20 protein-coding genes, 2 tRNA genes and 1 pseudogene are annotated in these 22,039 nt (G+C 67.0%); 11 read left to right on the top strand and 12 right to left on the bottom strand.

Annotated features, from left to right (window positions below):
- Window positions 1-50: 50 nt before the first annotated feature.
- Window positions 51-1,532, bottom strand: a complete 1,482-nt coding sequence (locus tag ACFTSF_RS31750; RefSeq protein WP_380158081.1) for a lysyl oxidase family protein — start codon at window positions 1,530-1,532, stop codon at window positions 51-53.
- Window positions 1,533-1,730: 198 nt separating this feature from the next.
- On the opposite strand from ACFTSF_RS31750, the gene ACFTSF_RS31745 reads away from it, so the two are divergent.
- Complete coding sequence (locus ACFTSF_RS31745; protein WP_380158080.1) at window positions 1,731-3,779, top strand: fibronectin type III domain-containing protein; 2,049 nt, start codon at window positions 1,731-1,733, stop codon at window positions 3,777-3,779.
- Between the two features lie 10 nt (window positions 3,780-3,789).
- Window positions 3,790-4,503 (top strand): DUF427 domain-containing protein, encoded by a 714-nt coding sequence (locus ACFTSF_RS31740; protein WP_380158078.1) that lies wholly within the window; start codon window positions 3,790-3,792, stop codon window positions 4,501-4,503.
- Here the strand turns inward: ACFTSF_RS31740 and ACFTSF_RS31735 are convergent, their stop codons facing one another.
- Window positions 4,504-5,277 (bottom strand): SDR family NAD(P)-dependent oxidoreductase, encoded by a 774-nt coding sequence (locus tag ACFTSF_RS31735; RefSeq protein WP_380158076.1) that lies wholly within the window; start codon window positions 5,275-5,277, stop codon window positions 4,504-4,506.
- Between the two features lie 149 nt (window positions 5,278-5,426).
- On the opposite strand from ACFTSF_RS31735, the gene ACFTSF_RS31730 reads away from it, so the two are divergent.
- A complete protein-coding gene (locus tag ACFTSF_RS31730) occupies window positions 5,427-7,613 on the top strand; it encodes a bifunctional SulP family inorganic anion transporter/carbonic anhydrase (RefSeq protein ID WP_380158074.1) in 2,187 nt (728 codons plus the stop codon).
- Between the two features lie 150 nt (window positions 7,614-7,763).
- Here ACFTSF_RS31730 and ACFTSF_RS31725 read toward each other — a convergent pair.
- The 3 genes and pseudogenes from ACFTSF_RS31725 to ACFTSF_RS31715 all read right to left on the bottom strand — a co-directional run.
- A pseudogene (locus tag ACFTSF_RS31725) lies at window positions 7,764-8,177 on the bottom strand (phosphatase PAP2 family protein); the annotation flags it as partial.
- Window positions 8,178-8,499: 322 nt separating this feature from the next.
- On the bottom strand, window positions 8,500-9,366 hold the full coding sequence (locus ACFTSF_RS31720) for a neutral zinc metallopeptidase (RefSeq protein WP_380158072.1): 867 nt from the start codon (window positions 9,364-9,366) through the stop codon (window positions 8,500-8,502).
- Between the two features lie 19 nt (window positions 9,367-9,385).
- Complete coding sequence (locus ACFTSF_RS31715) at window positions 9,386-11,281, bottom strand: S41 family peptidase (protein WP_380158070.1); 1,896 nt, start codon at window positions 11,279-11,281, stop codon at window positions 9,386-9,388.
- A 100-nt stretch (window positions 11,282-11,381) separates the two neighbouring features.
- On the opposite strand from ACFTSF_RS31715, the gene ACFTSF_RS31710 reads away from it, so the two are divergent.
- From ACFTSF_RS31710 to ACFTSF_RS31700, 3 genes are read left to right on the top strand one after another with little or no spacing between them, the layout of a single operon-like run.
- Window positions 11,382-12,554: a hypothetical protein gene (locus ACFTSF_RS31710; RefSeq protein WP_380158069.1), complete on the top strand. Its 1,173-nt coding sequence runs from the start codon at window positions 11,382-11,384 to the stop codon at window positions 12,552-12,554.
- A gap of 18 nt (window positions 12,555-12,572) precedes the next feature.
- Window positions 12,573-13,277 carry a M50 family metallopeptidase gene (locus ACFTSF_RS31705; protein ID WP_344153827.1) on the top strand — a complete coding sequence of 235 codons (705 nt, stop codon included), beginning with the start codon at window positions 12,573-12,575 and terminating at the stop codon, window positions 13,275-13,277.
- Between the two features lie 32 nt (window positions 13,278-13,309).
- Window positions 13,310-13,810, top strand: coding sequence for a DinB family protein (locus tag ACFTSF_RS31700; RefSeq protein WP_380158067.1), 501 nt, complete (start codon window positions 13,310-13,312; stop codon window positions 13,808-13,810).
- Here ACFTSF_RS31700 and ACFTSF_RS31695 read toward each other — a convergent pair.
- Window positions 13,803-14,930, bottom strand: a complete 1,128-nt coding sequence (locus tag ACFTSF_RS31695; RefSeq protein ID WP_380158065.1) for a hypothetical protein — start codon at window positions 14,928-14,930, stop codon at window positions 13,803-13,805. The two genes, ACFTSF_RS31700 and ACFTSF_RS31695, sit on opposite strands and share 8 nt — an antisense overlap.
- Window positions 14,930-15,796, bottom strand: coding sequence for an exodeoxyribonuclease III (locus tag ACFTSF_RS31690; RefSeq protein ID WP_344153836.1), 867 nt, complete (start codon window positions 15,794-15,796; stop codon window positions 14,930-14,932). Before ACFTSF_RS31690 ends, ACFTSF_RS31695 begins: the two co-directional genes overlap by 1 nt.
- 341 nt (window positions 15,797-16,137) lie before the next feature.
- Between ACFTSF_RS31690 and ACFTSF_RS31685 the strand changes: the two genes are divergently transcribed.
- The 3 genes from ACFTSF_RS31685 to ACFTSF_RS31675 all read left to right on the top strand — a co-directional run bounded on the left by ACFTSF_RS31685 (window position 16,138) and on the right by ACFTSF_RS31675 (window position 17,891).
- Window positions 16,138-17,025, top strand: a complete 888-nt coding sequence (locus ACFTSF_RS31685; RefSeq protein ID WP_380158063.1) for an RNA polymerase sigma factor RpoD/SigA — start codon at window positions 16,138-16,140, stop codon at window positions 17,023-17,025.
- A gap of 121 nt (window positions 17,026-17,146) precedes the next feature.
- Window positions 17,147-17,704 (top strand): hypothetical protein, encoded by a 558-nt coding sequence (locus tag ACFTSF_RS31680; protein ID WP_344153842.1) that lies wholly within the window; start codon window positions 17,147-17,149, stop codon window positions 17,702-17,704.
- 114 nt (window positions 17,705-17,818) lie between these two features.
- Window positions 17,819-17,891, top strand: a tRNA-Asn gene (locus ACFTSF_RS31675).
- A gap of 291 nt (window positions 17,892-18,182) precedes the next feature.
- On the opposite strand, the gene ACFTSF_RS31670 is transcribed toward ACFTSF_RS31675, so the two are convergent.
- Window positions 18,183-18,320 (bottom strand): hypothetical protein, encoded by a 138-nt coding sequence (locus tag ACFTSF_RS31670; RefSeq protein WP_165952873.1) that lies wholly within the window; start codon window positions 18,318-18,320, stop codon window positions 18,183-18,185.
- Window positions 18,321-18,463: 143 nt separating this feature from the next.
- Here ACFTSF_RS31670 and ACFTSF_RS31665 point away from each other — a divergent pair.
- Window positions 18,464-18,540, top strand: a tRNA-Ile gene (locus ACFTSF_RS31665).
- Here ACFTSF_RS31665 and ACFTSF_RS31660 read toward each other — a convergent pair.
- On the bottom strand, window positions 18,541-19,068 hold the full coding sequence (locus ACFTSF_RS31660) for a CGNR zinc finger domain-containing protein (RefSeq protein ID WP_380158061.1): 528 nt from the start codon (window positions 19,066-19,068) through the stop codon (window positions 18,541-18,543).
- A 47-nt stretch (window positions 19,069-19,115) separates the two neighbouring features.
- Here ACFTSF_RS31660 and ACFTSF_RS31655 point away from each other — a divergent pair, with 47 nt between their 5' ends.
- Window positions 19,116-20,033, top strand: coding sequence for a 2-dehydropantoate 2-reductase (locus ACFTSF_RS31655; RefSeq protein WP_380158059.1), 918 nt, complete (start codon window positions 19,116-19,118; stop codon window positions 20,031-20,033).
- Between the two features lie 52 nt (window positions 20,034-20,085).
- On the opposite strand, the gene ACFTSF_RS31650 is transcribed toward ACFTSF_RS31655, so the two are convergent.
- From ACFTSF_RS31650 to ACFTSF_RS31640, 3 genes are all read right to left on the bottom strand, one after another.
- Window positions 20,086-20,520, bottom strand: coding sequence for a hypothetical protein (locus ACFTSF_RS31650; protein WP_344153853.1), 435 nt, complete (start codon window positions 20,518-20,520; stop codon window positions 20,086-20,088).
- Window positions 20,521-20,654: 134 nt separating this feature from the next.
- Complete coding sequence (locus tag ACFTSF_RS31645) at window positions 20,655-21,245, bottom strand: dihydrofolate reductase family protein (protein WP_380158057.1); 591 nt, start codon at window positions 21,243-21,245, stop codon at window positions 20,655-20,657.
- The gene (locus ACFTSF_RS31640) at window positions 21,242-22,030 is read right to left on the bottom strand and encodes an SRPBCC domain-containing protein (RefSeq protein WP_380158055.1); all 789 of its coding nucleotides are present in this window, start codon (window positions 22,028-22,030) and stop codon (window positions 21,242-21,244) included. The genes ACFTSF_RS31645 and ACFTSF_RS31640 overlap by 4 nt, the downstream gene beginning before the upstream one ends.
- Between the last annotated feature and the right edge of the window lie 9 nt (window positions 22,031-22,039).

Genomic DNA, 22,039 nt, shown 5'->3' with positions numbered 1-22,039 from the left:
GCAAAAGAAGACCCCGGAGGTGGGGCGAGCCACCTCCGGGGTCCAGCCCTTTACGGGACGTTGATCACGCCGACCGGCGGGACCTTGACCGTGCGGGCGCCCTTGACGCCGCCCAGGATCACCTTGCGCAGGGCGACGTTGTTCTTGGTGTTGCCCTCGAACAGCTTGCCCTCCGGGTTCGCCTTGACCTCAACGAAGTACTCGCCGTTCGGCAGGTTGGTGATGTCGAACGACTGGCCCGGCCGGAACTGCTCGTAGGTGTCACCGGATCCGACGTCCAGGACCTCACGCACCGACAGCGACGTGTGGTCGCCGCAGGCGGTGTGCAGGTCGGTGTTCATCGGGTGCCAGTTGGCGTTCTTCACCGTGTAGTCGATCGAGTCGGTCGCGGCCAGGCAGAAGGCTTCCTTCTGGCTGCGGACGACCTCGGACTGCTTGGCGTTCAGCAGGCTGTAGCGGGCGAAGTCGGTGAAGTGCCAGTGGGTGTGGCCTTCGCGCGGGTCCCACTCCATCGTGCCGGTGTTCTGGTACCCGATCTCCTTACCCTTGTCGTCGTAGAAGTACTGGAACGCGTCCATCACGTCCTTGCCCTTCTGACGGAACCCGTCCAGCACCAGCGGCGACGGCCCTGCGTTCCACACGGTCGCCGAGAAGGCCAGGAAGTCCTTGCCCGCGTCCGGTGTCCCCGCCTCACCCGGGGCGACCTGGATCCCCCAGGCCGGTACCGAGACCAGGTCCGGCTTCGGACCCTTCGGCGTACTGGCCTTGCCGGTCGGGCGCGCGGCGTGCGCCTTCAGTGCGACCCCCTTCTTGGCCTCCGAAAGCCCCTTGGCCGCGATGCAGCCCCGGACACCGTGCCCCGGGTCGCAGTGGTCTTCGTGCGTGACCGTGACGTTCAAAGTCACCGACGACTGGTTCGCCGGAATCTTGAAGTAGTCACGGAACTTCTTGTTCACCGTGACCGTGGCCTTGTACTTGCCCTCGGCGATCTTGACCGGCTCCTGACCCCACCAGGCGGTGTTGACCGACCAGCCCTTCTGCACTCCCCAGACCGCACCTTGGGTGAACGGGTTGGCCCGACAGTCGTCCGGGTACGGCGACGTGGCCGGCGCGTCCGGCCTTGTCCGCGAACCCTCGCCGTTCAGGCAGAGTGTCTGGTCGATGTCGAGCGCCTTCTTGCCTGCCGCATCGACGAACGTGATGTGCAGGAACTTGGACAGGCCACCGAAGTCGGTGACGAATCCCTTCGGCAGCGCCACGGCCTTGCCGTTGACGATCTGCTTGGCGACCACCGGCGAGTTGTAGTTCGCCCGCGTCGCACGCACCTCGATCGGTGCATTGCCGGCCACCAGGTGGGTGCCGAGATTCAGGTCGATTCCCTGCTCCGGGTCGCCGGACAGCGTGATGTCCGTCGCCGGCGCGACCAGGGCCAACGCGGGCCTGGCGGGCGCCGCGGAACCTGCAGCCGAGGCGCTGGTCGCCGCGATGGCGACCAATCCGGCAGCACTGGCTGCCGCTATCGCCGTACGCACGGCTTTGTTTGACGTGATGATGATGGAACCCCCTCCACATCGGGCCGGGTCCTCACGAACCGGCCTCTGTGCGTACGACGCGCAACCCCCCTCCCAAGGTTGATCACAGTCGTGTGCCAGCAGTGTCACAGCCCATACACAGAGTCATCGGTCCTGAATACTTGACGATGTAAATTAAGCGACCCTACGCTCGGCCCCGTGAACAGACGCCGTGTCACCACTGTCCTGGCAGCCGTCGCTCTGGTGACGACGACAGCCGTGATCGCCCCTGCCGACGCCGCAAAACCACTGCCTGCCAAGGACCCGCGCCCGGTTCCGGCGAAGTACCCGCAGGTCGCCGCCACGCCGTACATGGGGTGGAGTTCGTGGAGCCTGCAGTCGACCAACTACCCGGGTGTGAACCCGGACGGTCCCGGCAGCTTCATCAGCGAGAAGAACATCCTCGCCCAGGCCAACGCGATGGCCACCAAACTCAAGCCGTACGGCTATGAGTACATCAACGTGGACGCCGGGTGGCAGGACGGCGGTGACGAGTACGGCCGGCCGGTCGCGAGCGCGAAGCGGTTCCCGCGCGGGATGAAGGCGGTCGGCGACGACATCCACAAGCTCGGGCTGAAGTTCGGCATCTACACCGTGGTCGGCCTCGGCCTGGACGTCTACCGCGAGGGCAACACGCCGATCTACGACGCACCCGGCTGCTTCACCCGCGACATCGTCTACCCGGACCTGCGCAAGACCAACGGCTGGGACGCGGCGTACAAGATCAACTACGAGAGCCCGTGCGCACAGAAATATGCGGACTCGATCACCAAGCTCTTCGCGAGCTGGGGCGTGGACTTCATCAAGATGGACGGCGTCGGCCCCGGCTCCTGGAAGGGTGCGCCGGACGACCCGAACCACAACAACACCGAGGACGTCGAGGCCTGGTGGCGTTCGGTGCAGAACGCCGGTCGCCCCATGCAGTACACGCTGTCGTGGTCGCTCAGCCACCGGTACGCCGAAGTTTGGAAACAGAACTCGAATGGCTGGCGGATCGACACCGACGTGGAGTGCTACTGCGACACGATCGTCCGGTGGGACGGTTCGGTGAAGCAGCGTTGGTGGGATCTGCCGCAGTGGATCGACGACGCCGGCCCCGGGCACTGGAACAACCTGGACGCGATCAACGTCGGCGTCGGCGAGATGGATGGCCTGAACGAGGCCGAGCGGCAGAGCTACATGAGCTTCTGGGCGATCAACGCGGCACCACTGTTCGTCGGTGACGACATGACCAAGCTGGACGCCTACGGCCTGAAGTTGCTGACGAACCGCGAGGTCATCGCGATCAACCAGTCCGGCAACCCGGCGCGCCCGCTGAACCAGGACCAGCTGCAGCAGACCTGGTACGCGAAGAACGCCGACGGCAGTGTCACGGTCGGTCTGTTCAACCTGGCCGAGACTCCGGCCACTGTGACCGGTGACTTCGGGCAACTTGGCATCAACGGCAAGGCGACCGTCCGCGACATCTGGGCCGACCAGAACACCCGCAACGTCTCCGGCTCGGTCAGCGCGGCTCTGCCTGCGCACGGTTCGAAGCTGTACAAGATCACTCCGAACGACCGCCCGTCGGTGAGCATCCCAGCCGACGTGACCGCGACCGACGTCAGCCGCACGACTACGTCGTTGACCTGGCGGCCGAGCACCGGCGCGACGTCGTACAAGGTCTATGCAAACGGCAAGCAGGTCGCGACGAGCTCGACCACGAGTGCCGTGGTGACCGGGCTGCTGCCGCAGACGCAGTACACGTTCACAGTGAAGGGCGTCAACGGCGGTCGTACGTCGGCAGCGAGCGCACCAGTCACGATGTTGACCGCAAAGAACGGCGGGCCGGTGCGGTACGAGGCCGAGGCATCGACCAGCACGCTCACCGGCAACGCCAGCGCGAACGGCTGCAGCCTGTGCTCGGGCGGGAAGAAGATCGGCAACATCGGGTACGACGCCTCGGTCACGCTGAACGGGGTCACCGTGCCGACGACCGGGACGTATCTCGTGAAGATCGCCTACACCGACGGCGACACCAGCCGGCAGAGCATGCTCACGGTGAACGACGGTGACAGCTACTGGGTGAACTACCACGGTCTCGGCGACAACGACTGGGGTACGCCGCAGGTGGTCTACCTGCCGGTCAAGCTCACCGCCGGGTCCAACTCACTCAAGGTCAGCAACCCGTCCGGCTACATCGCGGACATCGACTGGATCACCGTCTGATACTGGGGGTATGAGCGACTACCCCTTGCCCTTCGTCCCACCTGGTGGCAGCGCGCCGGTCCCTCGCCGGATCCGCGCGCTGCTCGGCGGCCAGGCCGTCCTCGACACCCAGAACGCGATCTACCTGTGGGAGTTCCCGCCGTACCCGCAGTACTACGTTCCGCTCGCGGACGTGGCGGACGGCGTACTGGTCGATACCGGGGAGACGAAGGTCTTCGAGCACGGGGTCGCGCGGGTGCACACCGCCGGTCGCGGCAAGGCCTGGGTGTACGACGAGCTGGATCGAGTCCGCTTCCAATGGGATGCGTTGGACAGTTGGTTCGAGGAGGACGAAGAGGTCTTCGTACACCCGCGGAACCCGTACTCGCGGTGTGACGCGATCCGGTCCAGTCGCCACGTGCAGGTGTCCCGGGACGGCGTGGTCCTGGCGGACTCGACCTCGACCGTCATCGTCTTCGAGACCGGGCTGCCACCGCGGTACTACTTCCCCCGGACCGCGGTGAGCTTCGAGCACCTGACTTCGAGCGAGACCCAGACGGCGTGCCCTTACAAGGGCCGCACCTCCGAGTACTGGTCGATCGGCGGCCAGGACCTGGCCTGGTCCTACGACTTCCCGACCGCCGCACTGCTCCCGATCAGCGGACTCGTTGCCTTCTTCAACGAACGCGTCGACCTGAGCATCGACGGCGTACCGGTCGAGCGTCCGGTCACCCCGTTCTCGTGATCAGATGATCGAGGCGATGCCGCCGTCCATGGTGACGACCGCGCCGGTCACGTAGCTGGCCTTGGACGACGCGAGGAAGATCGCGACGTTGGCGACCTCGGCGGGATCGGCCGGGCGGCCCAGCGGGATGTCGGCGACCATCTCGGTCAGCAACTCCTCCCGCGGCCGGCCGGTGGCGCGGGTCGCGGCGTCCAGGCGATCATCGATCCGGCCGGTCAGCGTCAGACCAGGGTTGACCACATTCACCCGGACGCCTTGTTTGGCGTACGCCTTGGCGTAGCCGACCGAGGCGAGCATCAGGGCCGCGTTCGCAGCGCCGCCGCCGATGTGCAACGGGTTGGCCGACTTGCCGCCCGAGCCGACCACGTTCACCACCGCGCCGCTGCCGCGCTCGGCCATCCCGCGGATGACCGCTTCGGTGGCGTGCATGTAGGTGAAGTACTTGGACTCCATTGCCTCGTGCAACGTCTTGCTGCTGAGCTCGTCGATCGGGATCTGCCGCGCGGCGCCGGCGCAGTTGATCAGGATGTCCGGTACGCCGATCTTCGCGAACACCTCGGCGGTCGCGTCGGCGTCGGTCAGGTCGGCGAGCTCCGGGATGAACTCGAGCCCCTTGGCCGCCAGCTCTTCCCGGGCCTGGCCGAGGTTGACCGGGTTGCGGGAGATCCCGAAGACCGTCGCGCCCTCCCAGGCCAGCGCCTCGGCGCAGGCCAGCCCGATGCCCTTGCTGGCTCCGGTGACGACGGCAACTTTTCCGGACAGTTGCAGATCCACTGCATTCCTCCTCGATGCTTCTGGCAACGAATTAGCACAATCGCTTGGGTGGGCTTGAGCGGCCCAGTACAGTGAGTGACTAGATCGACACTCTTTGTTTCGACGCCAGATGCCGTGAGCACCAGACGCCGGAGGGACCCGTGCCGACCATGTCAACTTCCCATTCACCACCGGCCTCTTCCTTGAGGTCCATCCTTCACCATGACCTACCGGCTTCGCTGGTGGTCTTCCTGATTGCCATACCGCTCTCCCTGGGGATCGCCGCAGCATCGGGCGCACCGCTGATCGCCGGCCTGGTGGCCGCGGTCGTCGGCGGTGTGGTCGCCGGTGCGCTCGGCGGTTCCCCACTTCAGGTCAGCGGCCCCGCCGCGGGCCTGACCGTTGTCGTTGCGGGCCTCGTCGGCCAGTTCGGGTGGGCCGCCACGGCCGGCATCACCTGCGCTGCCGGCGTAGTCCAGATCTTGCTCGGAGTCACCCGGATCGGGCGGCTCGCGCTCTCCCTCTCCCCCGCTGTCGTGCACGGCATGCTCGCGGGGATCGGCGTCACCATCGCCGTGCAGCAACTCCATGTCGTCCTCGGCGGGCAGGCGCAGAGTTCGCTGATCGCCAACCTGGCGGCCCTTCCCGGCCGTCTCGTCGCGCACCATCCGCACTCGGTGCTGGTCGGTGTGCTGACGGTCGCGATCCTGCTCGTCTGGCCGCGACTACCCAAGGTCAACGTGGTTCCGGCACCGCTGGTCGCGGTGGTCGCGGTCACGGGGCTGGCCGCGGTCTCGATGCCTGATGTCACGCGGGTGAACCTGCCGGACCAGCCGTTGCAGGAGCTGATCCTGCCGGCCATCCCGGATGGCACACCGGGCCAGATCATCGCCGCGGTGCTGACCGTTGCGCTGGTCGCAAGCGTGGAGTCGTTGCTGTCGGCCGTTGCCGTCGACAAGTTGCACAACGGCAAACGCAGCAACCTCGATCGCGAGCTGATCGGGCAAGGTGCGGCCAACGCGGTCTCCGGCGCTCTCGGTGGGATGCCGGTGACCGGGGTGATCGTGCGGAGTTCGACGAACGTCACGGCCGGCGCCAAGTCGCGTGCGTCGGCAATCATGCACGGTCTCTGGATCGCGGCCTTCGTCCTCGCGGCAGGCTCGATGCTCGAGCTGATCCCGATGGCCGCACTGGCCGGCGTGCTGCTGGTGACCGGGTTGCGACTCGTGCAGCTCGCTCACATCCGCACCTTGCGCCGCCACGACGAGCTCCTTGTGTACGTCGTCACTGGGGCGGGCGTCGCCGTACTCGGACTGGCCGAAGGGGTGCTGATCGGTCTGGTGCTCGCGATCGCGCGGGTGCTGTACCGGTTGTCGAGGGCAACGGTCACTGTGACTGAGCAGGACGACGGGTGGTGGACCGTGCAGATCCGCGGCACCCTCGTGTTCCTGGGCGTCTCGTCCTTGATCCGGACGCTGCGGTCGATCCCGACCGGGGCCCGGGTCCGGGTCGATCTGTCGGTCAACCATCTCGACCACGCGGCGTACGAAGCGATCGAGGACTGGCGTCGCGGTCACCTCGCCCGCGGCGGCTCGGTCGAGTTGAACCGGATGGCCTTCCGGGCGGCCCTGCGCTCCACCCCCACGCGCCGGCTGCTGCCCTGGCAACCCCAGGTGATCGCGGCACCGGACCAGCGCGCCTCGATGCTCGACGGCATCCGCGCCTTCGAGGCGTCGGCGGACGACATCCGGCCGATGCTCGCCCGGCTCGCCGCGGACGGGCAGCGCCCGACGCAGCTGTTCATCACCTGCGCCGATTCCCGGATCGTGCCGAACCTGATCACCTCCACCGGCCCTGGTGACCAGTTCTGCGTGCGCAACATCGGCAACCTCGTCCCGCCGAACGGCTCCGACAGCAACTCTGTCGACGCCGCGATCGAGTTCGCGGTCGAGGTGCTCGGGGTCAAGTCGATCGTGGTCTGCGGGCACTCGCATTGTGGCGCGGCCGCGGCCGCACTGGGCGCGAAGGCTCCGGCCGGCACCGGCCTGCAGAACTGGCTGCGCCACCTCGAACCATCAGTACGGCGGGCGGTCGCGATCCCGGACATCGTCGATCCGGCCACCGGCGTGAAGCTGTCGCCGGCCGACAAACTCTCGGTCGCGAATGTCGGCGTACAGCTGTCGAACCTGCGCAGTTTCGCCTGTGTCCGCAAGGCCGAGGCGGAAGGACGGCTGGAGCTGATCGGGCTCTGGTTCGACATCGGTGCGGCCGCGGCCCGATTGGTTCTCGATCGGGAGCCTTATCTGGTCCGCGCCGACGAAGAGCTCGCCACCGCGGGCCGCCGTACCGTCCGTTGACGATCGACCCCGGTGCCGCCCCCTCGCGCGGCACCGGGGACTCTGCTGATACCTTCCCCGCCCCACCACCCCGGTCACCACGAGCAACGGGATCGCAAGTGCGATCGCCACGAGACCGTCGTACCAGTAGTGGTTGGCGGTCACCACGACCACCGCGAACGTCAGCATCGGGTGCGCGATCCACAACCAGCGCCAGCGCGAGGTCGATAGGCGGATGAGCACGACCGCGATCAGGAACGCCCAGCCGACATGCAGACTCGGCATCGCTGCGAACTGATTCGCCAGGCCCGCGTCGGCATCCGCGCCGTACACGGACTGACCTAGTACGACGCCGGTGTCGACCCAGCCCGGCATCATCCGCGGCGGCGCCAGCGGGAACAGCAGATGCCCGATCAGCGCCAGTCCGGTCAGCAAAGCGAGCGCCCAGCGCACCTGTCCGTAGACACCCGGTCGCCGGATCATCAGCCAGAGTAGGACCGCTGCGGTCAGCGGGAAATGCACGCCCGCATAGAAGAGGTTGGCGCCCTCGGCCAACCCCGGAAGCTGCAGCGCACTCCCCTGCACCGCCGCCTCACTCGGCAACCCGGCCGCGCGCTCCCACCCGATCAGGTCCTCAGCATGCCGGTACGCCGATCCTGCGTGGCCGGCCGACACCAGCCGGCCGAGGTTGTACGCCCCGAACAGGACGGCCAGCAACCCGACCTCCCGCACGATCCGTCGCACCCCTCCGCGCTGCGGATCCACCCCGACTCGCTCCAGAGCCAGCTGCGCCACGTCGTCCCCCAGACCTCAAACCGAACGCTCGTTCTCTGAGTTTCCACTCTAAGAACGGACATTCGTTTTGCGCAGTGAACGCGGTCACACCCGGGCAGATCTGCCCGATCGGTCAGCTCACCTGAGCAGCGGTCGCGGTGAAGGTGTTGCAGGCTGCGGGACTAGCGGCCCGGAAGCCGGCCATCGACCAATAGGCGTGATTCTTGGTGCTGCCGTGGTCGTACCCGTCGTCGTCGGTCGACCCGACGACCTTGGCGAAGAGGTCCGCCCACCCCGGGTCCTTGCGGAACGCGGCCAGGTCCGCACCGACGTACACGCCGCCGAAACAGGAGGCCTGCAGCTCGTAGCGACGGCTCTCCTCGAGCGCCAGGTCGACGCCGTTGAGTTTCAACCGCCGATCGAACGCCGCCTTCTCCATCCCAGTGAGCGCCTGCACATGGTGCCCGTACTCGTGCGCGATGACGAAGGCCATCCACCCCCGCACCAGTTCGGGGTCCTTGCGGTACTCGTCCAGGTCGACCTGCGCGTCGACGTAGATCGTGTCACCGCAGTAGATGCCGTACGCGTCCGCGTCGCACGGCAGGTCAGGCGATCTGCCGGCCACGATGTCCAGCTTCGGCGGCGTGAAAGTGAAGCCGGCCTTGCGGATCGCCGGCGCCCAGGCTGTATTCAGGCAGGCCGTGAACTGCGTGTAGTAGGCCCGGACATTGGCTTCCGAGGTCGGCCTGGCCTTGGGTTCCGGACAGTTCGCGGTCAGTTTGCCGACGCCGTAGATCGGGTTCTTGGCGAGCGTCGGCGGTTGCGGCGGTGCGGTGACCGGCTGCGGCGGCGCCTTCGTCGGAGCAGTCGTCGGCACCGACTGCCGCGCTCGGGCTGCCTCCGAGGCGGCCGCAGCCGCGGGATCGTCGGCCACAACGGCCTTCGTGCAGCCCGTCAGCAGCAGGACTGCGCACACCACAACCATGCCCCGTGTCTTCACAACGCGACTGTAAGGGCGATCAGATCGTCGTACGGCGGGATGCCACCAACCTGCCAAATTCGTAGCCGTCGGCGCGGAGGAGCTCGCCCGGCGCGGCGTCGAGAATCGTGATGGTGAGCGGCGAGCCCGTGAGGTCTTCGGAGCTGATCGGGCGGTCGTCGAGGTAGAGGTCGACGCGGTCGATACCGACCACGGTCAGGGTGACCGTGAGCGTCGTACCGGCGATGGAGGTTGCGACCTGAAGGCTGCGAGTGGGCATCGCGGCCAAGAGGGCGCCGGCTCGGGCGAGCAGGTCGACGTTGCCGTCGAGCAGGTCGGCGCGAGTCATCCGGTGCAGCTCGGAAGGCTGGATGCCGAGGTCCTCGACCGGCGTACCGGCGAGCTCACCGACGCGGAGAGTACGGCGGATCGCGACGCGCAGGTTGGCGCCGTTCGGCAAGGACTCGTACGGCGAGGTTGGGTCGGGTGGCGGTGGTTCGTTGAGCAGGGCCGCGAGCAGGCCGTGCGTCCACACGTTCGCACCACCCGCACCGGTGTTCTCGTCGACGCCGAGGATCGTGCCGATGCTGTGATCGGCGAACCCGGCGGTGAAGATGTCGGTCGCCGAATAGACGCGCGCATCGGTGATCAGCACGACCGGCCCGTGATAGGTCTGGCCAACGTCGTTCGCACCCTCCTCCGGGGTGATCGGCTTCGCCGCCGAGTACGCCGCTCCTGTCTCGGTCGCGAGGTCGAGCGAGTCGAACCACGGCCCGAGGTCGATACCGGCCGGGTTGTCGCGGTGTCGCCGGCAGATGCTCAGGTTGAGCGGCGTACTGAGGAATTGGACCGGCTCGGGCGTGATCCGCTTCGGCGTCAGCGTCTGCAGGGTGAACTCGGCCGCATGGATGTGCCCGCCGCCGTTGTCGCGGACGTCGACGATCAGCCCGTTCTGCGGCAGCGCCGCGGCCAGCCGGACGAACTCGTCCCGGAACGCGACCGGGTCCGGCACGCTGAACGTGAAGATACGCAAATGGCCGAACGTGCCGGACGGCGTACTGGCTGTGCGAGCCCGGAAGACGCCGGGCATCGTGGTCGGCAGGTCGGCGCCACCGACGGCCGCCGGTGCTGGCAGCTCGGCCGAGCTCTGGCCGCGTTCGAGTGCGACGACTTCGCGGACGTAGAGCGCCTTCTTGGCGCGGGCCTTCTCATCCGAGTCCAGGTCCATACCCATCAGCGCCGAGGTCGCGTTGATCGCGTCGAGATCGGTCATCGGCGGGAGGTTGGTGGTGACCTGCCACTGCTCGCGGAGCTCGCGCTTCGAACCGTCGAGACCCAGGTAGCTGAGCACGACCCAGTCCTCGTCCGGCGGGGCCTGGATCACCAGCGGCCGCAGGGTGAGGGATTCGAGACCACGGGCGAGGTTCGCCGCTTCGTTGCTACCGGCGAACTGTGCGCCGTTGAGCGCGACCGCGCGGGCGATCGCCGTACCGTTCCAGTGCGTCACCTCGGCGCCCGGCCCGAACTGCGGTGCGCTGTAGCCCTTGATCGTGCGCGTGATCAGGTAACCCTCGGCGCACTTCTCGATCATGAACGGCAGGAACGCGACCTTGCCGGCGAACGGCGCGGGCAGCAGATAGTTGGTGTGCAGGTCGCGGACCGAGTGGAAGATGCTCGACACCTGCCGATGGAACAGCCACTCGGGCTCCATCGTCTCCGCGTTCTGGCGATCCATTCGGGCTCGCAGGACCCGCAGCCGCTGCAGCGGATTGACCGCGTGCATGGCGACCTTCAGCGGTAGGTGGACGTAGTTCTGGCCGAGCAGCAGCAAGGCTTGGTCGACCACGATCTTCCGCTGCGCCAGCGTCAGCGTCCCCGATCCGGCCAGGAAAGCCGGCAACGGAACAACAGCACCCTCGTCAATTGCAGTAGTCATCTTTGCCCCCTCGTTCCACGGTCCGCCGCTCACTGCGCACTGTCAACGACGCGCCACACTCGGAATGCGGAACCTGGGTTCGTGAAGGACTATCGAAGTCATGCGGATCAGTCGAATGTTGTTAACCACGTTGATGATCGGCGCGCTCGCCACGCCCCCGGCACAGGCCGCAGCTACTTTCCCGCGGATCGACGCGAGTGGATTCCAGCTCGTCTCCGGCGACACCTTCGCGACGTACGGCGCTCGGGTGGCTCAGCTCGAGACCAAGCCGGCCCTCGCTCCGGTCGGCGTCACCGAAGTCCTCGCCGCGTCCAATCGAACCGGACGCGCGCTCTGCCACACGACGTACTTGACTGCGTCACTGAATCCGAAGGGGTTCTGCTGGCAGGACGGTGAGGACGACGACGAGAACGTCTGGATCCCACAGGGCCTGTCGGGGTCCGGCGACGCGCAGCCGGCCGGTGGTGCGCGGCGGGTCGTCGTCGCGAGCTGGCACAACAGTGGCGACACAGCGATCCGCGTGTCGTTCCTGGACGTGGCGACCAACAAGTACCGGCATGTGCTGTTGGTGGAGCCGACTGCCGACGGCAACTTCCAGGCGATCGCTGGACACGGGCATGGGCTGTATTGGTCCGGCAACATGCTGGTGGTCGCGACAGGTGGCGCCGTACTGCGGGTGTTCGACCTGCGGCACATCTGGCGGACCGACACCAGCACCGGCGAGGTCGGGCTGGGTGCTGACGGCAAGTACCACGCGCTGTGGCACGCGTTCGCGCTACCGCAGGTCGGGGCCTACTGGTACGCCGGAGGCGGGTGCGCATCGACCACCGGCGTACGGCCATGTTTCGCCAGCCTGGCACTCGACCACGCGGGCACTGGCTCATTTGTCGCCGCTGAACACACCACGCGCGGTGGTGGGCGCATAGTGCGCTGGCCGCTCAACAAGACGACCGGACTGCCTGCTGCTGGTACGGACGGTGTGGTGCGGGCGGTGGAGGCGTTCAACTCGCCGGTGTGGGGTATGCAGGGTGCGGTCTCCTACAACAACAGCTTCGTGATCGCGGGAGTGTGTCCGGAGTACGCCGACAACATCGGGGACGGTGTCGACTACCCGAGCTGTTTGCATCGCGGTACTGGCGGTGTTTCCACGTCGGTGTGGACGAAAGCACCGAAGAATACGGAGAACCTGTCGTACTGGCCGGCCACCAACGAGCTGTGGCTGATGAACGAGCAACTGCGCGAACGGGTGACCGTGCACGTAGCATTTCCGTAGTACTGCAAGGATGGGCGGGTGAGTGAGTTCTGGGACAGCATCACGTCCGCACAGCCCGAGCCGTCCATCCGCGTGGTGATCGGCACCGGCGTCGTCGCGCTGGTGCTGATCAGTTGGCGGCCGCTGTGGCGGTTCACCCGGCAGGTGGTGACGATCGCGCATGAGGGCGCGCACGGTCTGATCGCCGCGCTGGTCGGCCGCAAGCTGGCGGGGATCCGCCTGCACTCGGACACCTCCGGAGTGACGGTGTCGCGCGGCAAACCGACCGGCGCGGGGATGATCGCCGTACTGCTGGTTGGCTATCCCGGTCCAGCGCTCTTCGGGCTCGCTGCCGCCTTCACGCTCAGCCGCGGGTACGCCGTTGCGTTGCTCTGGGGACTGTTGGTTGCGTTGGTCATCCTGCTGCTGCAGATCCGGAACCTGTACGGGCTTTGGTCGGTACTGGTGTTCGGCGCGGTCGTCTTCGGGGTGACGTGGTGGGGCTCGCCGGCGGTGCAGTCGGCGTTCGCGCATCTGCTCACGTGGTTCCTGCTGCTCGCTGCGCCGCGTGCGGTGATCGAGCTGCAGCACTCGCGCCGCGGTGGGCAGGGGCGGAGTTCGGATGCCGATCAGCTTCGGCGACTGACCGGCGTACCGGCGGTGATGTGGGTCGGCGTGTTCGGGTTGGTCGCGCTCGCCTGTCTGGCGCTCGGCGTGATCTGGTCGGGTGTGCTGCCGAGCTAGTTTTGTCGGTTCCGCCGTTTAGTGTGTTCGGCATGAAGGCCAACGAGATATTGATCGACGGATTCGGCCGGGTTCTGGAGCAGGTGCAGGAGGTTGTGCGGGGGCAGGATGACAAGATCCTCGCCGCACGACCATCTGACTCGGCGAACTCGATTGCCTGGCTGGTCTGGCATCTGACGCGGATCCAGGACGACCATGTGTCGGAGGTCGCGGCGCATGAGCAGGCGTACACGGCGGGCGGGTGGCACGAGCGGTTCGGACTGCCGTTCGATGCTGCTGACACCGGCTATGGGCATACACCTTCGCAGGTCGGGCAGGTTGTGGTGGCCGCCGATTTGCTCATCGGGTACTACGACGCGGTGCACCAACAGACGCTGGAGTTCCTGCGACTGCAGGCCGATTCGGACTTCGACCGGATCGTCGACACCCGCTGGGATCCGCCGGTCACGCTGGGGGTCCGGCTGGTCAGCGTGATGGATGACGACATGCAGCACATCGGGCAGGCGGCGTACCTGAAGGGCTTGCTCAGCTAGGGAAGTTCGTCTTCCAGAGGGTGCCGCCTGCGATCAGGTAGACCTCCTGGTCGCTGGTGCGGACCACTGCGGTCACCGGACCTTGGAGACCGCCGGTCGACTCGAACACCTTCCAGTTGCCCTCGACGCCGTGGACCACCTTGACTTTGTTGTCCTGGGCAATCACTTGGGTGATGTCACCGTCACTGCCATTGAACAGCGGTGGCGGCAGGACGTCCTTGTCACCGACCGGGATCGCCGGTACGCCGCTCAGTCGCTGCGCCTTGGTTCCGTCGTACCGCCAGATCGCGAGCTTGTTCTCGACGAATCCGGAGATCACGCAGGTGTTGATGCAGGTCGCCGTGTTCGCCTGACTGCGCTCACCGGGATCCGGCAGTTCGACGCGGGTCCAGCCTTGCGCGAGCTTCTCGGAACGCCAGATCGCGGCACCCTGCTGGACGACGTTCGGTTCGAGGCGGACCTGCGAACCGGTCAGCACGAGACCATCGCCGTACGCGGTCGCGTAGCCGGTGCCGACGAGGAGGTTCTTCGTGTTCTGCAACGGAGTCTTGGCCGAGTCCTGCTTGAGCCACTTGTTGTTGGCCTGCGGCAACCAGACTGCGGCGTCCAGGCCGGTCACGACGCCTTCCCACGAACCGGTCAGGGCTTCGCCTGCCGGGGTAAGCACGGCGGCGTTCATCTGGCCGGCGGACAGGCCGTTGAAGGTGTCGAAGGTCTGCGGGTGTTCCTGGAGACCGCTGTCGACTGAGCCGGTCCAGACGGTCCACCGCACATTGCCGTGGGCACCGCCGGACGCACCGCCGAGGCCGAGGACGCGCTTGCCATCCCAGGCGATCGAGTACCAGATCGCTTCGAACGAGTAGGGGCTCGAGGCTGAGGGTTTGACTGGGACAGTCTTGCGCTCGGAACCGTTCAGCAGCACGACACCCGGGACGACCTTGGCGCCCTTGTGTTTGACGCCGACCAGAATCTGACCGTCATGCTCGGCCAGGGCGACCGGCTCAGCGCCGACGTCGATCTTCTCCCAGTTGATGGTCGGCGGCTGGGCCTCGTTGTTCTTGCTGGTGCAGGCGGTCAGGGCGGAGGCGGCCAGTACGACGGCCGCGATGACCCGGCGCATCAGCGGTTCTGCGGCAACGTCGTCGGACGCTTCCGACCGCGTGGCGCCGACGGCGGCGGCACCATCGGACCGATGTCGCCATCCGGCGCCACGTCGAGGTCGACGATCACCGGCGCATGGTCACTCGGCCCAGTCCCCTTGCGCGCCTTCCGATCGATCCACGCCGCCTTGGACCGACTTGCGACACCTTCGGTCGCCAGCATCAGGTCGATCCGCATCCCCAGGTTCTGGTGGAACATGCCGGCGCGATAGTCCCAGTAGCTGAAGACCTGGTCATCCGGCCAACGCTCGCGGACCACATCACGCAAGTCCTTCGCAGCCATCAACTCAGCCAGCGCCTGGCGCTCGGGCGGCGTCACATGCGTAGAACCGACATACGCGGCCGGATCGAACACGTCCGCATCGGTCGGCGCGATATTCATGTCACCACAGACGATCTGGTCCTCCGGCCCATCCGCAACCACAGCAGCAAGCGCCTTCAACCACGCGAGTTTGTACTGGTAATGATCCGAGTCCGGCACCCGCCCGTTCGGCACGTACAACCCGTGGATCCGAATCCCACCACAAGTCGCCGCCACCGCCCGAGCCTCCGGATGCGGAAACCCCGGCGCACCCGCAACCCCGGTCACCACATCCTCCAGCCCGACCTTGCTCAGAATCGCAACGCCGTTCCACTGCACCTCGCCGTACAGCGCAGTCTCATAACCCCTTTGAGCCAGCTCACCACCCAGCAACGCGGTGAACGCATCATCAGCCAGCTTCGTCTCCTGCAAACACACAACATCAGGCTGCCGCTCATCCAGCCACCCCAACAACCGAGGCATCCGCTGCTTCACCGAATTGACATTCCAAGTAGCAATTCGCACCGCCCCAAGGTACCCGCCAACCCGTCCCACCCCCACCCCTCACACCACCCACCCTGGGGCCCAAGTTCGTGGTCCGGCGCCACCTTGAGCACCCACCAACCACGGGCGCCCCGCCGAAACGATCGAACCGTGCTCAAGGCCGCCGAGCCGGCCCACTTTGAGCACGCATCGACCAGCTTCAGACCGCGCAAATGGCTGATCCGTGCCCAACGTCGTACCGGCTCACCCTCCACAGCACTCTCGAATTACCTGCGGCGTCAGTGAGTTATCCACCGATTTGGAATTGGTTGGTCACGGAGGGTGGTTTCGACTGCATCCTCTTGTCAGGAGAGAGGGAGCGGATGGCTGAGCACCTGGACTGTGAACCTGCTGACGTGACCGCGCTGGTGGCCTACCTGCGCGAGATCGGCCGGCACGAACTACTCACCTTGGAGGAGGTTTCTGAGCACTCACATTGGATCGAAGCCGGCGTACTGGCAGCCGACCGGCTGACCACCGACCCCGCACCGGACGACGCCGCCGACCTACAGCAGGTCGTCGCGCTCGGGCGGCATTCGTGGCGGTGCATGATCGAGGGCAATCTGCGGCTCGTGGTGACGATCGCGCGCCGGTACACCGGCAAAGGCATCTCGCTTCTGGACCTCATCCAGGAGGGCAACATCGGGCTGATCCGCGCGATCGAGCGGTTCGACCACCGCCTCGGCCACCGGTTCTCGACGTACGCGATCTGGTGGATCCGGCAAGCCCTCGGCCGGGCGATCTCCGACCGCTCCCGGCTGGTCCGGATGCCCGCCCAGGCGTACGCCGACGCCTGCCGGGTCGCCGTCACCCGCCACGACCTCACCCAACGACTCGGCCGCGAACCCACCCTCAACGAGCTCGCCGGCGCCACCACCCTGACCATCGCCCGCCTGGAGCGCGCCCAGGCCTGGCAGATCCACCCCGAAGCCCTCGACTTCCTCGACTCCGAGCCGCTCATCGACGACGAGACCCTCGTCCTGCAAGCCGCCCTCCGCCGGGACATCGCCCATCAACTCCAGTTCCTCGACGAGCTCCACGAGCAAGTCATCCAGCACCGCTACGGCCTGCAAGGCCGCACGCCCGCCACCATCGAGGAGACCGCCACCCAGCTCAACCTCACCCCCGACCAGATCCGCACCCTCGAACGCGAGGCCCTCCGCCACCTCCGCCGCCGAGCCGGCCACCACCTCCGCGACTACGCCGCCTGACCCCGCCGCCTGACCCCAGGCCCTGACCCCGCCGCTTGACCCAGCCGCTTGACCGCGCTGCCCGACCCCACCGCTTGACCCACACGGCAAGCGGGTTGGCCCGGGCTGGGATGATGAAGGAGTGAGATTCAGGCGCAGCACCTGGCCCCGTGAGCTTGCCGACGCCGTCAGCGGGTCGACCACCGGCCGCAAGGAGTCCATCCTCGCCGCGGCTCAGCTAGCGGACGGCAACTGGGTCGCGGGCACGCGCGCGGCTGTCTACCTCCCGACCGACGCTCCGACCGAGTCCCCCGGCAAGCCGACCCCCGAGTCAGTGCGACGCGTCGGCTGGGAGCAGATCGAGCGGGCCGGCTGGGATTCGGAGGCATCGGTCCTGCACGTCTACGAGACCACCGACTTCGGCACCCCCTTGCGCGCCACCGACCTGAAGATCGACGACCCCGGCCGCTTCGGCCAGCTGCTGCGCGAACGCGTCGACGCGAGCATCGTCGTACAGCGGCATGTCCCGCTGTCCGGCAAGCGCGGCGTCCGCATCGTCGGCCGCCGGAACCCGTCCACCACCGAGGCCCCGATCACCTGGAACATCGTGCTGGACAAGGGCTTGGAGCCCACCCAGCCCGGCATCGTCGACGCCGCCGAAGCCGCCCTGGCCGCGGTCCGCGAAGAGTTCGGAGTCTGACCCCGAAGCTGACTCAGAAGCGGGAATCCCACCGATGGAATCCCGTTTTTGCAGGACGCCTCCGGCCTGCTAACCTACTCAAGTCCTCAGGGGATCGAGGACAGAAAAATACGATCCCGCGTAGCTCAATTGGCAGAGCAGCCGGCTGTTAACCGGCAGGTTACTGGTTCGAGTCCAGTCGCGGGAGCTCCAACGCAGCATCTCAGAGGCCGGTTCCATCAGGAGCCGGCCTTAGTCATGCCGCGCGAGCGAGGTTTCCGATCGAACGCACCCGGGCCGCCGTCCGCCGGCCGAGGGCGTGGAGACCCCATGGTGGGCTTGAACAAGAAATGACCTGTTCACCCCCACCGGTTCCTGTTCAAGGCCCCGCTCAATGGCTCGGCAGGGAACGGCGCGGAGTCGGATGAGCCTCAAGGCGGACCTCACCCGAGGTCCGCCTTTCTTCGTCCGCCGGCGTCTCGCACCCCGGCGCTCCCCGCTACTTACCCTTGCGGCGATCGATCGCCCGCTGAATCCGCTGCTGCGGCTGCCCGGTCAGCTTGGCGATCAGCGGCACCCGGTACTTGAACGCCGCCACCGCCCCGACCACCAGTACAAGGAAAATGAACCAGCCCATCGCCGTTCCCTTCGTCGGACCGGACCTACCACCGGCCTGACCTCCATCATGCCCGGTCCACCCCAGCATCCACTCCGTCAAACCCCTGACCCACCCCTGGTTTACCGCATTTCACCCCAACACCAGATACCATCACCCGGCACGGGGCGGTAGCTCAGCTGGTCAGAGCAGAGGACTCATAATCCTTGGGTCGTGGGTTCGAGCCCCACCCGCCCCACCACTAGGCGCGGTAGCGGGCCATTTTGGTTCGGGCGCCGCAGGTTTCCATGGAGCACCAGCGGCGGTTGGCGGCTCGGCTTTCGTCGACGAAGAGCAGCCAGCAGTCGTCGCGGCCGCATTCGCGGATCCGGGGGGCCAGGGGGCCGCTGAGCAGGTCGGTGCCGTCTTGGGCGACGAGGGTGAGCATGCCTTCGAGGTCGGTCCGGGGTGGGAGCAGTTTGAGTCCGTCGGTACGGCGTTCCAGGCGGCCGCCGGGGATTTCGCGGCCGGCCCAGTGATTCAGCACGTCGAGGTCGGCGTCTGCGGTGGTGAAGGCGGCGTACAGGGCTTCGCGGAGTAGGCGCGCGTCGTCGAGGTTTCGGGCGGAGGCCTTGAGTGGGTGATCGGCCAGGCCGGCTTCGTGGAACCAACGGGCCAGATCGGCAGGTGTCCGGAGGCGATCGAACGCCTGGCCGCCGCGTTTGCCGAGGGTGGCCGTGAAGTTCACCGACGGCCGGCCGCCGTGCCAGGGGAAAGCTGCATCCGTCATGTGAGCAGTGTAGTCGTGTTACCGGTTAAGCAGGTAACGTGCCGGGCATGGGACTGAAGATTGCAGTGATCGGCGCCGGTGGCGTCGGAGGGTATTTCGGTGGCCGGCTCGCCGCGGCCGGGCATGACGTCAGCTTCGTCGCGCGTGGGGACCACCTCGCGGCGTTGCGGCGGGACGGCCTGGCCGTGACGAGCGTCGCCGGGGACTTCACGATTGCGAACCCGGTGGCCACCGACGACACCACCGAGATCGGCGAGGTCGATTTCGTTCTGCTGGCTGTCAAAACCTGGCAGCTCGAGCCGGCGATCGCGGCCCTGAAGCCACTGGTCGGGAGCCGAACGGCGGTGATCACGACCCAGAACGGCGTCGATGCTCCGCAGCAAGTGGCCGACGTGTTCGGCCAAGACGTGGTGCTGCCAGGTGCGGTGGAGGTCATCGCATTCCTCGACGGCCCGGGCCGGATCCGCCAGATCGGCGGCGGGAAACTCACCTTCGCCGAGTGGGACAGCCGGCCGAGCGAACGCACCGAGACCTTGCAGACCGCATTGCAGGACGCAGGGCTGACGGCCGTGGTCTCGCCGGATGTCTGGGCCGCGTTGTGGAAGAAGTTCCTCGCGCTGGCATCGGTCGGCGCGATCGGCACGGTCACGGGCGCCCCGTACGGCGTACTGCGTGCACGCCCGGCCATGCGGAAGTTGCTCGAGGACGCCATGACCGAGGTTCAGCAGGTCGCGCGGGCTCGGGGAATTCAGCTCACCGAAGCCGATGTCGCGGCAGAGGTGGCCTTCATCGACCAGCTTCCCGCGGAAGGAACGACCTCGCTCCAACGCGACATCGCCGCGGGCCGCCCGTCGGAGCTCGACGCCTGGACCGGCACGATCGTGCGCCTCGGCCGCGAGACCGGTACGCCGACACCCGTCAACAACTTGCTGTACGAACTGGCGGGCGCCCGGGCCGCTTCCTAACTCCACAGATCCGGGGAACACCGTGCCGGTCACGGTGTTCCCCGGACTGCGATCAGAGGGTTGCCGTGATCGCGATCTTTGCGGGGTTCGGGCAGAGGAAGCTGCCACTCTTCTTCGGGACGCTTTGCTCTGGGAACGTGCCCGCGTTACCGGAGTACGTGCCGGTCAGGGTGCCGGAGTAACCGCAGCTGATCGGCTTCGTGACGGAGACGTTCAGCGTGAGGCTTGCCGCATTGCCGGGACCGAAGGTGAGCGTGCCGGACGCTGTGCCGTCGGCCGAGCAACTGTTGTCGATGTCAATCGACTGGATCTGTACGGCGGCCGGTGGCGGGCCGCCTGCGTAGGTGAAGGTGAAGGCGCAGGACGTGCCCTGGAACACGATGGTTCCGGAGCCGGTGGCGTCGGGGCGGGCGGATGCCGGCGCGGCGGCCAGGCCGACGGACGACACCACCATGAGGGCGGACAGGACGGCAGTACGGAAGCGCATGGCGACCTCCATGGGAGGGGGCGGATAGAGTCGCAGCAGCTGCCGCCAATGACGCTAAATCCCTCACCTGAGGTAGTCAACAGGTCACAATATGTTTTCTTACCTGCTGGTAGAAGTGAGCGGTACTCAACTACTCAGCGGATTCGGTCGTACGTGAGGGCTTGTTCGCCGGTCGGGCCGGCCTGCTGGTGCGTGAGCGCCCAGGTTGTCGCGGGGATTCCGGTTTCGAAGAGGCGGGTGCCGCCGCCGGTGATGACGGGGATGACGGTCAGGTAGAGGCGGTCGATGAGGTCTTCGGTGAGTAGGGACTTGATGACGGTGGGGGCGCTGTTGACGAGGATGTCGCCGGAGCCGGTTGACTTGAGGTCGGCGACTGCCGCGGCGGCGGGGGTGTTGAGGATGCGGGTGTTGTCCCAGGGGGCCTCGGTGAGGGTGGTGGAGAGGACTACTTTTTCTACGCCTACTAGCCATTGGGCGTAGCCGCGGTCGCGGGGGTCGGCGTTTTCGTCGTTGGCGACTGTGGACCAGTAGCCGAGGAAGCCTTCGGCGCTGTTGCGGCCGAGGAGGGCGGTGGTGGCGGATTCCCAGATGCGGGACATCTGGTCGCGGGCTACATCCGTTGTGACAAAGGGAATGAAGGGCGCGAAGTCCTGCGGGCCGCCGGCTCCGTGGTAGTGGCCGTCGAGGCTGAGGGCGAGATTGGCGGTAACCAAACGGTTGGTCATGACTGAGCTCCTTGGATGACACGGGCGAGGTTGTCGAGTACCTGGTTCCAGCCGGTCTCGATGCCGGCGATGGACGGAGCAGCCGCCACGGTGGTGTCGTCGAGCCGCATGCCGACGCGCAGTTGGGTTCCGCCCGCGGTCGCAGTCAGCACAACGTCGTACCGCGCATTGAACGAGGCTCCCAACACTGCGAGGTCAAACACCAAACGCGAGTACGGCGTCGCCTCGTGGACCGTACCTTCGGATCGGTACCGGCCGTCGGAATCGCGGTACTCGAGGACCGCCCGCCCGCCGGCTCGTGGTTCGAGCAGGCCCTCGGTGACTGTCATCGACGGCGGTGCCCACCATGTGGCGAGCAAGTCGGGCTCGACCCAATGCCGCCAGACGACCTCGGCCGAAGCCGGCAGCACGCGCTCGAACGAGAACGTGCGCCCATCGGCCCAGTGATCGCGGGCAGCCAGAGCCGTCTCCTGCGAGATGGCATCCCGGTAGCGCGCAAGCACGTCACGCTCCCCCGCATGCGCCCCGGCGGTCGCGGCCAACTGCTGCAGTCGCTCCGCGAACGCCGTCAACGGCTCGGACTCCAGCGCGTACACGCGGCGCTGACCCAGCGGGAAGACCGTCACCAGCCCCACGCGGCCGAGCGCCTGCAGGTGTTTGGTCGTCTGCGGCTGCCGCAGCCCGGTGAGCTCGACGAGTTCACCGACGGAACGCGGTCGCTCGGCCAGCAACTCGACCAGCCGCCACCGCGCTCCGTCCCCCAGTACTGCCGCGATCTGCTCCATGACCCGAAA

This window comes from Kribbella sp. NPDC056951, assembly GCF_042674205.1.
GTDB lineage: Bacteria > Actinomycetota > Actinomycetes > Propionibacteriales > Kribbellaceae > Kribbella > Kribbella yunnanensis.
This window is presented reverse-complemented; position numbering and strand designations above follow the sequence as displayed.